Origin of the sequence: Erysipelothrix sp. P66, assembly GCF_038682365.1 — a bacterium.
Taxonomy (GTDB): domain Bacteria; phylum Bacillota_I; class Bacilli_A; order Erysipelotrichales; family Erysipelotrichaceae; genus Erysipelothrix; species Erysipelothrix piscisicarius.
This window is the reverse complement of the sequence record NZ_CP152290.1, coordinates 421,338-437,697: the sequence shown is the minus strand read 5'-3', so window position 1 is coordinate 437,697 and position 16,360 is coordinate 421,338. Positions and strand designations below refer to the sequence as shown.

At 37.5% G+C, this 16,360-nt stretch carries 12 protein-coding genes and 1 tRNA gene; 5 read left to right on the top strand and 8 right to left on the bottom strand.

What is annotated here, in order from left to right:
- Window positions 1-15 precede the first annotated feature (15 nt).
- The gene (locus AAG186_RS02130; protein WP_342621904.1) at window positions 16-969 is read right to left on the bottom strand and encodes an ABC transporter substrate-binding protein; all 954 of its coding nucleotides are present in this window, start codon (window positions 967-969) and stop codon (window positions 16-18) included.
- A gap of 313 nt (window positions 970-1,282) precedes the next feature.
- On the opposite strand from AAG186_RS02130, the gene AAG186_RS02125 reads away from it, so the two are divergent.
- A complete protein-coding gene (locus AAG186_RS02125; RefSeq protein WP_342621903.1) occupies window positions 1,283-3,028 on the top strand; it encodes a M3 family oligoendopeptidase in 1,746 nt (581 codons plus the stop codon).
- A 60-nt stretch (window positions 3,029-3,088) separates the two neighbouring features.
- Here the strand turns inward: AAG186_RS02125 and AAG186_RS02120 are convergent, their stop codons facing one another.
- The 4 genes from AAG186_RS02120 to AAG186_RS02105 all read right to left on the bottom strand — a co-directional run bounded on the left by AAG186_RS02120 (window position 3,089) and on the right by AAG186_RS02105 (window position 9,096).
- A complete protein-coding gene (locus AAG186_RS02120; protein WP_342621902.1) occupies window positions 3,089-6,346 on the bottom strand; it encodes a glucosaminidase domain-containing protein in 3,258 nt (1,085 codons plus the stop codon).
- Window positions 6,347-6,484: 138 nt separating this feature from the next.
- Complete coding sequence (locus AAG186_RS02115) at window positions 6,485-7,138, bottom strand: exopolysaccharide biosynthesis polyprenyl glycosylphosphotransferase (protein WP_161637065.1); 654 nt, start codon at window positions 7,136-7,138, stop codon at window positions 6,485-6,487.
- Between the two features lie 180 nt (window positions 7,139-7,318).
- Entirely contained in the window at window positions 7,319-8,023 is a 705-nt protein-coding gene (locus AAG186_RS02110; protein ID WP_161637064.1) for a phosphocholine cytidylyltransferase family protein, read from the bottom strand.
- The gene (locus AAG186_RS02105) at window positions 8,023-9,096 is read right to left on the bottom strand and encodes an aminotransferase class V-fold PLP-dependent enzyme (protein WP_342621901.1); all 1,074 of its coding nucleotides are present in this window, start codon (window positions 9,094-9,096) and stop codon (window positions 8,023-8,025) included. The genes AAG186_RS02110 and AAG186_RS02105 overlap by 1 nt, the downstream gene beginning before the upstream one ends.
- A 225-nt stretch (window positions 9,097-9,321) precedes the next feature.
- On the opposite strand from AAG186_RS02105, the gene AAG186_RS02100 reads away from it, so the two are divergent.
- Entirely contained in the window at window positions 9,322-10,464 is a 1,143-nt protein-coding gene (locus AAG186_RS02100) for a DHHW family protein (protein ID WP_342621900.1), read from the top strand.
- Between the two features lie 8 nt (window positions 10,465-10,472).
- Window positions 10,473-11,846, top strand: coding sequence for an MBOAT family O-acyltransferase (locus AAG186_RS02095; protein WP_342621899.1), 1,374 nt, complete (start codon window positions 10,473-10,475; stop codon window positions 11,844-11,846).
- An 82-nt stretch (window positions 11,847-11,928) separates the two neighbouring features.
- Here AAG186_RS02095 and AAG186_RS02090 read toward each other — a convergent pair.
- Window positions 11,929-12,016: transfer RNA gene (locus tag AAG186_RS02090), tRNA-Ser, on the bottom strand.
- 70 nt (window positions 12,017-12,086) lie between these two features.
- Here AAG186_RS02090 and AAG186_RS02085 point away from each other — a divergent pair.
- A complete protein-coding gene (locus tag AAG186_RS02085; RefSeq protein WP_342621898.1) occupies window positions 12,087-12,947 on the top strand; it encodes a MurR/RpiR family transcriptional regulator in 861 nt (286 codons plus the stop codon).
- An 11-nt stretch (window positions 12,948-12,958) separates the two neighbouring features.
- Here AAG186_RS02085 and AAG186_RS02080 read toward each other — a convergent pair whose 3' ends face one another.
- Together AAG186_RS02080 and AAG186_RS02075 are read right to left on the bottom strand one after the other, a co-directional pair.
- Window positions 12,959-13,744, bottom strand: a complete 786-nt coding sequence (locus AAG186_RS02080) for an HAD family hydrolase (RefSeq protein WP_342621897.1) — start codon at window positions 13,742-13,744, stop codon at window positions 12,959-12,961.
- Window positions 13,745-13,810: 66 nt separating this feature from the next.
- Entirely contained in the window at window positions 13,811-15,190 is a 1,380-nt protein-coding gene (locus AAG186_RS02075) for a 6-phospho-beta-glucosidase (protein ID WP_161637059.1), read from the bottom strand.
- Between the two features lie 157 nt (window positions 15,191-15,347).
- Between AAG186_RS02075 and AAG186_RS02070 the strand changes: the two genes are divergently transcribed.
- Window positions 15,348-16,310, top strand: coding sequence for a lactonase family protein (locus AAG186_RS02070; RefSeq protein WP_342621896.1), 963 nt, complete (start codon window positions 15,348-15,350; stop codon window positions 16,308-16,310).
- The last annotated feature ends 50 nt before the right edge of the window (window positions 16,311-16,360 follow it).

Sequence of the window (16,360 nt, the reverse complement as noted above, 5' to 3'; positions counted from 1 at the left end):
ATGATGAATATTGTTTCATTTTAGCTCATTTCGATTTTCAAGGTCAGATGGAATTTCTATTCCAAACTGACTAGCGACCTGTTTATTTATAAATAATTTTGTCTTGTTTGACGTTAAAACCGGCAACTTATTGAGATCGCTTTTCTCCACAAGAATTTGATATATTAATTCTGCTGCATGCTCGCCAAGGTTATCGTAACTCAAGGATTCAGTAGCTAGAATACCTTCGTTGATTTGTCCATCTTCTGATGCAAATACAGGTACGTCGTATTTTGACGCAATATCTACAATGTTCGCAGTTGAAGCCACAACCATATTATCCGTTATATTAAATATAACATCGACTTTTTCGGCTAATTGTTGAGTTGCAATCGGTAATTCCTGCATGTTTGTTATTCCAACCGCAACCACTTCGAGTTCTTTCTCTAACGAGGAAATCACCTCAACTTGCGTTATGGAATTAATTTCACCCATGTTGTAAACAATTCCCATCCGTTTCGCTCGAGGTAAAAGCATCTTTATCAACGCTAATTGTTCTTTAATAGGTGCTTGATCACTAACCCCTGTGACTGATGATCCTGGATAATCCATAGAATCGACCAAGCCTGCCGCAACCGGATCGGTAACGGCATTAAATACAACCGGAATACTTGTACCTTCTGTCGCATTTTTCGCACTTTGGGCCGAGTTTGTTCCAATGGCATATATCAAATCAACGTGTTGCGATACAAACCCATGAGCCATTAATTCATTATTGCTATTTTCACCCTGTGCATTTTGATAGATAATACGATAATGCTCCGACCCAATCGTCTTATCAAGGGCTTCTTTCATCCCTTCATACGTCGCATCCAAGGAAGGATGATCCGCAAACTGTAAAACACCAATCGTATATAATTTTTCTGGATTTGCATTCACACACCCACTTAATAAAACTAAAAGCATACAGATAATCATCGATTTTTTCATCTTTTCCTCCTTCAAACAAAAAAAGCTGCGAATGCAGCTTTTTAAAGGTATTCAGCTACATTCTACTAACCAAGACTAAAGGGTTAATATCGTGTAGCGATATTAACCTTTACCTAAAGTTAAAGAAAGTGCTGTTTTGTTTATGATTTGCGTTGGTCATAGGACACCAACCTTTCTGTAAAGAAACTTTAACATAATATGAAAATGGTTTCAATATTTTTCTGATAATTTAACCTGTATTTTCATAAATATGTAACACCTTTACATTATTGTGGTATAATTTTGGTATATTTTAAAGGAGAACCATATCACTATGTATACATGGAATTTAGATGCTCTATACAAGGGCTATGATGCAACCTACACTGCAGATGTAGAAAAGCTCAAAAAAATTATTAAGTCAATGAACGACCTCGCACCCAATTTAAAAGATTGTGAAGATCTCGAGTCATTTTTAACGCTTGACTCAGAACTCAACACCCTCGCTAACTCATTAGTGAGTTTCGCCAGTTTGCAAATATCAGCAAATGCAAGCGATAATGAAAGCAATCGTTACATGGGGCAACTTCAGAATATTCTAAGTGAAACATCACGCGCTTATGCGTTATTTAGTCAATTTATGGCTGATTCAAAAGACGTTTTCCCACAATGGGTTAAAGCAAGTGACTTAGTTAAAGAACACGAATTTATCTTGCAAGAAATGATTGACCTCAGCAAACACAACTTATCCCCAGATGTTGAAGAGGTAATTGCTAAGTTGAATATTAATGGTGCCAGTGCATGGAATCAATTGTTTGGACATTTAACATCAATGACGACAATTGAGTTTAATGGTGAAAAGCACACTATGGCTTCAATTCGAAATCTCGCATACTCACATGATCCAAAGATTCGTAAGGATGCCTATTATAAAGAACTTGAATTGTATGAAAAAATGGATGATTCGATTGCCTTTGCACTTAATAGCATTAAAGGAACCGTGAATACTATTTCTGATTTACGAGGTTACGAATCCGCATTGGATAAAACACTTTTCGATTCACGGATGAGCATGGCCACCCTCGATGCATTGATGGAAGCAATCGAAGCGTACCTTCCAGTCTTTAGAAAGTATCTTAAACATAAAGCGCACCTTATGAATTATGAGAATGGCTTGCCTTGGTATGATCTCTTCGCACCTTTTGAAACCACAAACCCTAAGACTTATACAGTCGAAGATTCTAAGGAAATGATTCTTACTAGTTTTGCGGAATTTTCCGATGATCTTGCAAACATGGCAAAAACAGCTTATGAAGATGCATGGATTGATTTCTTACCGCGTGAAGGAAAACGCAGCGGTGCCTTCTGCAGTAATCAATCTCAAATAAAACAGAGTTATGTCCTTACAAACTTTGATGGTTCTATTTCTGATATCGTAACGATTGCTCACGAATTAGGGCATGCATACCATGGCATGATGATTGAAGACTTGCCTATTCTCAATACAAGTTACTCGATGCCGGTCGCAGAAACTGCTTCAACATTCTGTGAAAATATCGTTTTCAACGCTGCCTTAAAAGTGTCAAGCGACGAAGAAAAACTCGTATTAATTGAAAACTCACTTCAAGATTTAACGCAAATTATTGTTGATATTTTATCCCGCTTTAAGTTTGAATCCGAGGTCTTCGAACGTCGTAAATCTGAATTCTTATTTCCTAAAGATTTAAAAGAAATCATGATTGAAGCACAACGTCAATCGTATGGAGATGGTTTAGACGCAAGTACATATCATCCATATATGTGGGCATGTAAAGGTCATTACTACAGTGGTGGTTTAAGTTATTATAACTTCCCTTATGCATTTGGTGGCTTGTTTGCTCTTGGGCTTTATGCTAAATTTGAAAAAGAAGGGGATGCATTTGTCCCTGCATACCGCAATCTCCTTAAAGCAACAACAACATCATCATGTGAAGATGTCGCAGCACAAGCCGATATCGACGTTACAGATGTTGAATTCTGGAAATCTAGTTTACAAGTTGCAGCTGACCGAATTGAAATGTTTATCGCATTAACGCAATAATATCTTAAAAAATTCTATAAAAAAACCATAATCACATACAGCGATTATGGTTTTTTTATACTAGAGCATGCGACCTGAACGATCAAAGCGATAACGCGTTCCATTTATGGTCATTGTTGTATTTGATATCATTACGCAATCACTTGGATTTAAATAATACCAAGAACCGCCCAATTTAATCCAACCCTTTTGAAGTGCACCCGAACCTGTGGCATAATACCATTTTTGATTCAGTTTAACCCATTGATTCGCATACATTACAGAATCTGTACCAAATGCATAACTCGAACCACCAATGCGATGAATGCCGCGAGCAGTTCCGCCATGACTTAAGAAGTAGTACCATTTACCCCCTGACTTTGTCCATTGGCTTGTTAACGCAGCCCCTGATCCTGAAACATAAGACCATGACCCACTTGCATTTTTATACCATTGATTCGCAAGCATTGCTGTACTGGAATCAAAGACGTACCAACTTCCATTGATTTTTTTCCATCCCGTGACCATTTCACTGTTTGCATCAGCATAGTACCATTTTCCACTCACTTTAACCCATGCATTTTTTACAGCAGCACCACTTGAATTGAGATAATGCCATTTTCCTTTTGAATTTTTAGCCCATTTATTGAGTTTCATATCAGCATCTGAACCAAATTCATACCACGAACCTTTTATGAGGTGAAGACCTGATCGAAGCATTTTGCCGTCATTAGCTGCATAATACCATTTCCCTGCAGATTTAAACCATTCATTTCTTAATGCCTTCCCATCCGCATTGAGATAACTCCAACGGCCTGATGCATCCTTAGTCCAGGTGTTTGCATACATCACTCCAGTGCTATTATTAAAGAGGTAAAAACTACCACCTATTTCACGCCACCCTTTTACCGGTTTATTGTTTTCATAATAATACCATTTTGAAGCTTCTTTAATCCAACCCTTTTTAGGAGCGGTTGGAATTGATTCAGTCGTTAGATAATCTTGAGAAACATAACCAATATGATTATTGTAAACAAGTTTAGCCCAACCATTTGTAGTCGGATATGCTTGAACAATCGTTTTTGCCGGAATTGTAGCTAAGATCCGGTTTGATGTCCCCCAACCACTGCGCATGTTAAGATCTTGTTTAACTGTATATTTCTTGGACGCGTCCGCAACAGTCACACGTAAATTTGGGGCACTCGCCTTTTTGACACCATTCGCTTTAAGTTTATTTACCGCATTATTAGCAATATAACCCAGATTTGCAGGTAAATCAACAGGCATCGCCTTTACAGATACCGAACCATTCACAACAGGCATTGAGAGATAAGTCTTCATATAACCCGATGCCTCACCAAGATTGATAACTACTTGATCATTTAGACCCGAGTTCGTCGCATAATAGACCCCCGAATGAGTGTTTGAGCCTTTATATACGGACGTGCTTGTTTGATTTTTAATCCGCGCTAAATCATAACCATTATGATCTTTAAAGCCAGCAGCTCGATCTGTGGTATACGCAATACCCGCTACTTTGATACCGTAGAAGGGATCTGATGCATACCTTACTGTGATTCCCGATCCTTTATTTCCAAAACTAAGTCCCGCATTGCGCCACTCCCCAACATCAAAGTAAGAACTTAATTGCTTTGACATATGATAATTAATGCTATTATAAACACCTGTATAGGCCAATGCTTGACTTGGATCAGAATCAACAGCATTCCATCCAAATAAATTAAACTTATTTTTCGCAAGCCACGATGTACCATATGCAGATTCATGCGCAGCCTGTGCGAATAAAAGCAGTGGATTCATTCCATAGAGATGACCACTTTCAATAAATGCTTGTTCATTTCCATACATTATTGAATCAGTTTTATCCAAATAACGAAGACGAGCATTTAAATCGTCGGCCCCTATATTTGAAAAACTTCGAACGGGGAGCCATTGATAATATGCATAAAATTCCCCAGGTTGATTGCCATCCATCATTGGTCGATTCAGTTCTTTGTCACTAAAAAAGTGTACTCCATCTTCTGAGTAATAAGGGTTCCCCGATTCAGGAAGCCATGATGGTGCTTGGGCATAAGTTATCCCCTGTTCACCACTGTTTGCGTACGTTTGAGAGAAGTACAGTGACATTTCACCATTTTTCACCCAATAGTAGTCTGGAGAAACTACTTTACGGTACCCATCATCATTAAGATTCCCACCTAAATAAATAGGAATCTTTTTATCAACATAATACATTGGAATTAAGTCAACTTTATTAAAATCAACATACCCTTCAGCACCTTGAATATTAACACGAATTACGGGTTTCCCTGAATCTGTCAACTCAGTTCCTTTATATTGCATTTTGTAATTACTTGATATATATGTCATTGCAGATCCTGAAAGATTACGATTATCATAAATTTTAAGCGTCTCACTACTTGCAAGATCTTTAATTAGACCTTTTCGATCTGGAAGTGAATGCGCATATCCAGAACTCATTGCGACAATCCCTAAATGGCTTAACCCATCCTTTGACGTAACAACATAGCCACTTCCCATTTGGTTCATTTTTCCAATCGCCTCAGTCAGACTATTGCTTACAAAACTTGGTTTTCCGGGTGCGATACTGCCGTCATCTTGTATTTTTTTCACTGAATACGTATGTGATGCACTGGTTTCACGAATGAGGTGGCTGGATGCATCAAAATAATAGGCAGAATCCCCCACCTGTTTCCATTGCGATTTCACTGCACGTCCCTCTGAATCAAGGTAATAAGAATGACCTCCGGACTGCGTCCACTGATCTTTAAGCATGACTGACTTCGCATCAAATAAATACCAATATCCACCAATTTGAGCCCAATCATCTTTGACTGCACTTCCACTTTTACTAAAATAATACCATTCGTTCCCACTTTGGTGCCAAACTTCCGACTTCATCACTCCATCTGGTTTAAAGAAATACCAGAAACCGCCAATTTCTTTCCAATTTTTAATTGGATTTCCATTTTCACAGTAATACCAAGCAGACCCTTTTTGAATCCAACCATTTTGAACACAAAGTTTATCAACAGAGCTCAATGATTGAACAGGAATTTTCGAAGAAACTTCCGGTTTTATTTCTTGAACTTCTGGGCGTTCTTGTTCTTCAACTTCTGATGATGCCTCACCTTCCGTAGTCTCAGACTCCTTTTCAAATTCCATTTTTTGATTTACATCAACTTCTTGGGTGACATCTGTATTTAATCGTTCATCAAAAGCAAACGTATTATACGTAACAGATGTTACAAGAATTACCAGCGACAATAACAACGCGAGCATTTTTTTACTTTTCATCACTACAACCCTCCTCGGCACTCCTATTATAAACGATTCCAATCCATTAAAACCGTTCTATCCAATAATCATATATTAATTAATCTTAATTTTACCACGAATCCACCAAATAATTAAAAAAGCACTCTTGCGAGTGCTTTAACGTGCGCCACTGCCTGTAAGAACCACACGAATTGTTTTAAAAATAATCACGACATCTTGTTTAAACGAAAACGCATCAAGATACTCACGATCAAACACAAGTTTTTCAGCAGGTGTAATGTCATAGCCTCCATTAACTTGAGCCCAACCTGTAATTCCCGGCTTAACAAGGAGTCTTTCTTTAAATCCAGGTATTTCCGCTTCAAATTGATCCGTTAAATCTTTACGCTCTGGACGAGGACCAATTATACTCATCTCTCCAATTAAAACATTTAAGAATTGTGGTAATTCGTCGATACGAACCTTGCGAATAAAACGCCCTACTTTCGTAATGCGTGGATCATTCTTTTCGGCCCACACAGCCCCGGTATTGACCTCTGCATCAACACGCATCGAACGTAATTTATAGATTTTGAATTCCTTACCAGCTTGCCCTACACGTTGCTGTGTATAGAAAGCTGGCCCCTTAGAATCCACCTTAACAATAATTGCGAAAATCACAACAATTATAATAATAATTGGTGAAAACAATAGTGTTAAGATAAGATCAAAAAATCGTTTTAAATAAACGTATGGGTGTTTTTTCTTAAACTCTTGATACTTTTCCATTAATTCTATATTTTCACGAGCATCGGAGTTGTTGTTTATCATATTTTTCATCCTCATTATCTTAACAGAATGTTTATTGCTTAATAAACACTGCTTTTTTATATTTTACAAACAGGTCAATTATAGCATATTCGACATATGCTAACAAGGTTATGTGTCGGTTGTAAAATCGAATCAAAGAAAAAGAATCTTTCGATTCTCTCTCCCAAACTATTATTTTTGTTATTTTTTAATAAAAGCCATGATTCGCTCATAGTCTTCAATATAATCAACTTCACCCCAGAAATTTGGCGCAACATTTTTCACATGAATTGGTTGTTCTTCAATCATGGAATATAAAATATTTTCCCACCATAATCCATGTTGTTGCGAATCAATTAAGATTTCTAAACGTTGTAAGAATTCAGGTAAGAAGTCTGAAGATAATTTCGCAATCCCAACATACTCCCCAGTAATATCATCCCCTGTTAATTCCTTACCATGTTTGATGAGGATATCATTTTCATAGTAGAATTTGTAATCACTTTCTTCTTTACGAGTATCATCCGAGAACAATACCGGTGATTTTTTCTCAGCTAAGATAATATCAAGAGTTTTTTGTTCCAAGAATACATCCGCATTCATGATTAATACATCTTCTTCTGGTTCAAAGAAATCTTTCGCAAACCAAATTGAAGCAACACTGTTTGTTACGTCATAGAATGGATTATAGTAAAACTTAACATCTTTACCTTTAAGTGCTTCACGAATGTATTGACCTTCATATCCTAATACGATTGCAATATCGTTGATGCCATTTTTATTGAATAATTCAATTGTGTATTCGATAAGTGGTTGTCCCCCGATATCAACAGTACATTTAGGTCTTCCTTCTAAATAACGGCTAATACGAGTTCCTCTTCCTGCTGCTAATAATACTAATTTCATTAGATTATACCTCTTTCTTTAAGTGAATCGAGCGCATTATATAATGTCTCCATATTTTCTTGAGTGATTTCACCAATGTGCGAAACCCTTAAAACAGAATCTGCATAAACACCACCACTCGGTGTTACCCAGATTTCATATTCATCCTTTAGAACCGTAAAAATTTCTTTTGCTGATTTACCTTCTGGAACAAAAAGCGCCGTTACTGCATTCGAACTAGAATTGGTGACACACTTGAAACCGTAATCTTCAATTTTTGATCGAAATGACATTGCGAGTGCTCTTGTATTTCCAATTGTTTGTTCAATGCCATCTTGCTTAACTTGTTTAAGTCTTAGATTCAGTTGTAAAACAATACCAACAGCCGGTGTAAACGGTGTTTGGCCCCGTTTCGCATTTGATAGTGCACTCTTTAAATCTAAGTAATAGCATGGACGTTTGTTCTCATCGACACGTCGTTGAGCATCTTCAGACAACACAAGAATTGAAAGTCCTGGAGGCAATGCTAAAGCCTTTTGAGACCCGGTAATGAGAATATCAATATTGGACTTCTCCATCATAATTTCATCCGCTAAAAACGCACTGATTGCATCCACAATCAAGAATAGATTATTACGTTTACAAAACGCCGAAATTAAATCGATATCATATAAAACACCTGAAGATGTTTCATCTAAATTCACCAGAAATCCTGTAAATCCAGCATTCTCATAACGTTCTAAATCAGATGATGTCAAACTTTGACCAAAATCTAAATCAATGGATTCAAAATTGACATCATAAACAGAACATATTTCACAAAAACGAGCTCCAAAAGAGCCGCCATTAACAATTAAAAACTTATCGTTTTCCTTTGCGCAATTCACAATTGCTGCATCCATAGCAGCTGTACCCGATCCCGTTAAGACCACTACTTTGTCTTCATCTCGAGCACCGCAAATTTCCTTAACGATTGATTCATTTTCCAACATAACATCTGAAAATTCAGGTGTTCTAAAGTATGGAACAGGCTCAGCACCAACATCCATTATGTCTTGACGCATCATGACCGGCCCAACTGTAAAATTAAGCATATTTTCCTCCTTAATTGTATCATCATATATTTATTAAGCAACATCGACGAAAACAATCAAACTTTATATATTAAACAACACTATTATACCTTATTTTCGAATCTAATAAAATTCTTAAATACAAATTATTTCCGATGAGACCGCATTAATACTAATTTTTATTGAATTGGTATATAATTGAGAGACCGTTAATCCCCATTTTTGATACAAGGAGGTATCACTGTCTTGAAAAAATATATTGTAGTGATTAGTTTAGGTTTGATGTTGATGATTTCAGTTATCTCAATATTAAGTCCCGATCGATCTCGTTCAGCGTTAGAATATCGAAATCTTGCCCAGTTTCCAACTGCCGATATTCCAACCATAATCGATGGAACATTCTTCGACAATCTCGAAACATATTCACTTGATCAACTTGTGTTTCGGGATCACATTTTGAAATCAAGTTCCAAAATTGATAAATATTTGTTGAAGTCAATTCGAAAGAATCATTTTATCAGCAAATCTGGTTATCTTTTGGAATTTGAAGATTATCAAGAACAAACTTTAAATTCGTTAGAAGCATCTTTTGAAAAACCCTTATCGAATCTACAAAGCATGAAGGATGCCACAGAACATCAGGATGGTCGATTTATTTTTATTGATATCCCACAAAAGTTCGATTATCACCATGACCTCTTCCCTAATTATTTTGCAACAAATACTGTCCATAAATTAAACTACAATCACGCACTTCGTACACGTGCCGAAGCGGAACATATTCGGTCCATATCTGGCTCCAATGTTTTTTCTGAAAACAATTTGCTTGAGCCGTATTACAAAACCGACAATCATTATACCGCCGATGCATCGTTATTAATCTATCAAGAACTTATTGCTACCTTAAGCGACACACGCATTCAAGCAAGACCACTCAATCAGTATGAACGCATTGACTACCACAGTCCTTTTATTGGCAACAATTCTCGGACAATGGCCGATACAAGTTATTCACAAGGCGAGGTCTTTTACTATTATAAACCGCTCGATCAATCCCTACCAGAGTATCGACGCTATGAAAACGGTTCGCCATCCGATGAACCCGTTATGATCGAAGATGAAAACATCTCACTTTATAGTAATTTTATGAATGGCGATAAGGCGAATACGATTATCCAGACAAAGCGTGATCATTTACCTAAAATACTCTTTATCGGAGACTCATTCACCAATGCACTCGAATACCTTGCCATTTATGATTTCAATGAAGTTCATTCTCTGGATTTACGGTCTTATAAAGGTAATGTGTTCGAATACATTGAAAAAAATAAGTTTGATGCAGTTGTCTTTGTTCGAAATACACAGCTCAATTTAGTTGAAAAGGAGTAGGAGATACCATGCCCCTCACAAGTTATACATTTTTATTTATATTTCTTCCGCTTGCAGTTCTTATAAACCTTGCTACGCACGGAAAATACAAAACTTCACTGCTCGCAATCCTCAATTTAATTTTTATCAGTTATCTCGGACTTGTTCCGTTGTTGATTATTATCATATCGATGCTAACGTATTTTTATGCAGCATCAATCTTACATAAAAATCCTAATAAGGTTCTATTTATCACCACTATTAGTGTAAATATCCTTGTCTTGGTTTTCTTTAAGTATAAACCACTTTTTATCGCAACAACAAATCTTACATTTTTAGAAGGAATCATGGCTCCTCTTGGAATCTCTTTCTATACATTCCAAGGGATTGCATATCTGGCTGATGTCACTTATCGAAACCGTAAGCCTGAAACAGATTTACTCAAATTTAGTGCTTTCTTTATGTTATTTATGACTATAACTTCCGGTCCGATTTTAAGATATGATGAAACTAAGATCGATGATCATGCTGTATCCAGTGACATGCTCTATAATGGTTTTACCCGCTTCACAATCGGTTTATTTAAGAAAGCTTATTTAGCTGCTAATTTTGGATTAATCGCCTCAAAAGTTTATGAAGGCCTCTATACAACTGCTTTCTTTACAGGAACAGCATGGCTTGGTTCCATTGCTTTTATGCTTCAATTATATCTCGACTTTTCAGGCTATACTGACATGGCATTGGGAATTGGTGAAATGTTGGGAATTAACCTTCCTGAGAACTTTAATTTCCCCTACCTCGCAACCTCATTTAGTGATTTTTGGAAACGATGGCATATCACCCTTACACGATGGTTCAAAGACTATATTTATATTCCACTTGGCGGCAATCGCAAAGGACCAACACGCACTTATTTGAATATGTTAATAGTTTGGCTCATTACCGGTTTTTGGCACGGGTCTTCCCTTAACTTTATTATTTGGGGATGCTTCAACTTCTTAATTATCATCTTAGAACGCAATGTATGGGGTGATACGCTAAAGAAAACACCACGTGTTATCCAGCATCTTGTTACCTTACTCTTAATTAATATTGGTTGGGTCTTCTTTCGTGCCTCCTCGCTTGAACAAGCATTCGATTTTATCTCGAAAATGTTCATCTGGGATATGAATCAAATCGGCGTTAAACAAATTCTAACGTATGTCCTATCACGCCCACTCGATTGGGTCCTTGCAATTTTATTTTGCACGCCAATCGTTTCAACATTCTTTACGCGATGGAGCGAGAGTGAAATAAAATGGCAACAGATAGCAAGTATGATTCTAATCGTAGGATTATTTATACTCGGAATTATCTTTGTCATTACAAGTTCATTTAAGGCCTTTATTTACCAACAATTTTAACCCTCGAAACAAACAAAAAGACCCATGTGATAGGGGTCTTTCTTTTTTTTATTTCTACTCATTAAGTAGATTCATTTAAATTTGGCGGAGAACATGAGATTCGAACTCACGGAAGCTTTCACTTCGCCACCTTTCCAAGATGGTGCCTTAAGCCACTCGGCCAATTCTCCAGTGCTTACTTATTATACATAATAATTAAACAGAAAACAATGTATAATATACAAAAAGGAGGCTTTCTTTGTGCTACTTATCAATCGAATCAAAAACAGTACGCAACTTTCCGATACAGAATCGAAAATTGCGCAGTATATCCTTGAAAATCCGCAACAGGTAACCCAGCTTACAATCCACGAGTTATCAGAAATCACATTCGCAAGCGCATCAACCATTACTCGTTTTTGTCGTAAAATGAAAACAGAGGGGTTTAGTGATTTTAAAGTTAAACTCGCGAGCGAATTAAGTTCGTTTTCAATTACAGAAACACGCATTCGCGACGATGTCCCCTTTCAAAACAATCAATCAAGTGCAGAAATTGTTCAATCTATTTTATCCCTTAATTACCAATCTATGAATGACACCTATAATCATATTGATCTTACACAACTTGAACGTATTGCACATCGCATCTACAACGCACCACACATCTATCTCTATGGGTCGGGACAATCGTTAATTCTCGCACAGGATTTCCAATATAAATTATTCCGTATTGAACTTGATTGCAATCTCGAAACATCTTTAGGTTTCCAATCGCTCAAGGCCCACACCCAACCGCTCGACAGTATTGCACTCATCATTTCCTATTACGGTCAAAACGAGCATAACAAAACGGTTGTCGATTCTTTAGTAGAGCGAAACATCCCTTATATTCTCATTACCGGTCCTTTAATCAACCCCTTGTGCGCACATGCCACAGAAGTTGTTCATGTCTCACCACAAGAAGAACTTGTAACCAAGATGGCCTCCTTCTCGTCGCGTACCTCGATGCAACTGGTTTTGGATTTTATTTATGCGCTAATCTTTGCAATTGATTATGAGAAAAATCAAGAGATTATTGAGAAACACCCCTGGTACATAAAAAAAGACTCCAATCACCTTTGATTGGAGTCTTTTTAAAATTTGTATTGATCCAGATATCGTTTGACACCATCTTCAGAATTCAAACCACATATCGCGTCCGCAACGTTCTTTACAGATGGTGTAGCGTTCTCCATTGCAACACCATGACCTGCATCCTCAATCATATGCAAATCATTATTGTTATCACCAAACGTCATAATTTCTTTCGCTGTAATACCATATTTATCCATATAGTATTGGAGCCCTACCATCTTATTAATCCGTGGATCCATAAACTCAATCAACTCTTTTTGGGAGTAAAATGCAACATACCTTGGATCTGGATTCGCAAGAACATGAGCCTCAATACGTGCTAAGGTTTCTGGTTCTCCACTAAAAATAATCTTTGCATGTGAATCTAAAACCTTTGAACGGACGTCCACATATTCCAAATCAATATGGGTTCGGACTTCAATATTATAAAAATCCTCAAACTCTGTGTATAACTTGCCAGGTCCCGTTAATACCGGATTTCCTCCCATTGGCATAAAGGTATCCAAAATTTCACGAATTAAATCTCCGCTTAACGGAAATTGTTCATGAATCTCACCATCCGCAAAATCATACACAAATCCTCCGTTATCACAGATTGCGAAATCAAATAATTCTGCAATATCGGGTATACCAAAGACTGCGGAATCCATGGGTCTGCCCGTCGCAACCCCAAATTTAATCCCTTGGTGACGTAATTCAAGAATCTTTGCTCGCATTGATGGTGTTAATTCATGATTTGCGTCCAAAAGTGTCCCATCCATATCCGTCGCAATTAACTTAATCATATACTTCCTCAACTTTCATAAAAAAACAGAAGGCAATGCCTCCTGTCCATTATAGCAATTTAATTTCTAATCGGCGATGTATTTAACGCCTTGAGCTTCCAGTTCCGCAATTTTATCTGCAAACTGAGGCAGATAATCTTTATGGGCCACAAGCATTTCATGAAGCATATCTGTCGTATAATGCCCTGCTTGAATCATCGGATTAATTGTAAATGCCTGAACCGCTTTCGCATAATTACCCGTAACTGCAGCTTCGATCACCGTTTCTTCCATTGCTTTCATCATTTGTAATTGACCGCGTGCGGAAGGAGCAAAAGAACCCCAGTTAAACGGTTCTGCACCATGCGAGGTAATTACACTGGTTACCTCCACAACACAATCATAAGGTAAATCCGTAATGGTTCCATTATTTTGAGTACTTACCGTCATCACCGTACGTAAGTCATTATGGATGGATGCGATTAATTGACATGCTGCATCAGAATAATGCGCACCGCCACGTTGTGTAAGCTCTTCAGGTTTATAATTTAAATTTGGATCTTTATATAAATCGAATAAAGCCGCTTCGGTTTGTTGAACGGTTTCAGCACGTGTCTTATGATTTGACCAATTTTCCATAAACTCTTCTGTCATATTCCGCGCAATATAATAATAGCGGTGGTAAGAACAAGGAATCATCCCTAAATCATGGAGTTGATCAAGATTATACGGTATTGGTGTGATATTTTTTACTTCTTGTACTTTTGAAAATGCACTGTTAGGATCAAACAAACGCTGAATTAATTCTTGCGTTACTTCTGTTCCATCTTTATCCCAGACACGGTGCCAGTGAAAATGATTAATCCCCGCAAATTTTTCAAACAAGACATTCGCGTCTTCATCATATCCCATCGCTTCATGATTAATTTTTGTACATCCAACCGGGATATTGCAAAGACCAATCGTACGTTTCCATCCACCCCATTTAATTGCTGCTTCCGTTATAATCCCTGCTGGATTTGTAAAGTTTATAAGCCATGCATTGGGACATAATGTTTCCATATCGTGAATAATATCAAGAATTACAGGAATGGTTCGAAATGCCTTAAATATTCCGCCTGCCCCATTTGTTTCCTGACCCAATGATCCGTATTTCCCGGGAATACGTTCATCACGTTTTCTTGCCTCAAGTTGTCCAACACGAAATTGTGTCGTCACAAAATCCGCATCTTTGAGCGCTTCACGACGGTCAAGTGTTAATTTTACTTTCCAGTCAAGACCTGCTGCCTCAACCATACGTTGAGCCATTGCGCCGACAATTTCTAATTTTTCTTTTCCCGCTTCAACATCGACCAACCACAATTCTGAGATATCGATTTGATCGGATCGCTTGATGAAACCTTCCATTAACTCCGGTGTGTAGCTGCTGCCACCACCTATCGTAACAATCTTTATTTTTTTAGTCATAGCCGCCTCCTAAGTACCCAAATTGTATCTCGACTTAAACCATCTCACAACCAACTGAATCAAAGATGATTTTCAGTTTCATTTAAGTGTTTTTTACGACGTTAATTATGAAATTAAATTCCAAATTCTTATGGTATAATTCATTTAGGAGGGTTTTATGACAAAAATATTACTTGGAACTTATACAAAATCTGAAAGCAAAGGAATTTATGAGATCGATCTAATCAATGATCGTTTACATAATTTAACGCACATTGCGGACGTAGAAAACCCAACTTATCTTGACTACGATCCATCCACGCAAACGCTTTTTAGCGTTTATCAAAAAGAAAATCAAGCAGGAATTGCGACATGGAAGTATCTTAGCGTGAACACCGAGTTGCTTGAGTCTTTCACCGAGCCTGGACCTGCACCATGTTATGTTGCATACGATCAAAACGAAGATCAAATTTACGACGCAAATTACCATAAAGGACGTGTCAATGTTTATAAGAATCATCAAGTCTTTAAAAAAATTGAGTATAAAGACGGATCGCATGCCCATTTCGTAAACAAGAAGCCCAATACGGAATTTGTTTATGTTTGCGATCTGGGGTTGGATACAGTTCGTAAATACGAACTCATGAATGAAATCGCAACTTATAAGGCACCCGAAGGGTCTGGTCCGCGTCACCTTGCCTTTCATCCACAATTACCACTTCTCTATCTATTTTCGGAGCATACATGTCATGTTACGGTTTTAGAAGATGCCGGATTTGATTTTATCGAGCACGGTGTGTTTGATGCATTGCCAGAAATTGATGCAATCCGATCTGCAGCTGCAATTCGAATCTCTAAAGACGGAAACTATCTCTATGTATCCAACCGTGGTCACGACTCCATCACAGTCTTTAAAATCAGTCAAGACGGACTCCAGCTTGAATTCATTCAAAATATTTCAAGCTTTGGTGAACATCCTCGTGATTTTGCCCTTAGTCCAGATGATGAATACCTGGTTTGCGCAAACCGCGATACCAACAATCTCACCTTATACGCAAGAAATCACGAGACTGGCATGCTGACATTACTCCAATCAGATGTTTACGCTCCCGAATGTGTCTCAGTCCTTTTCATCTCATAATCTTTAACCTAAGACATCGTGATCATGCGATGTCTTTTCAACATACAAAA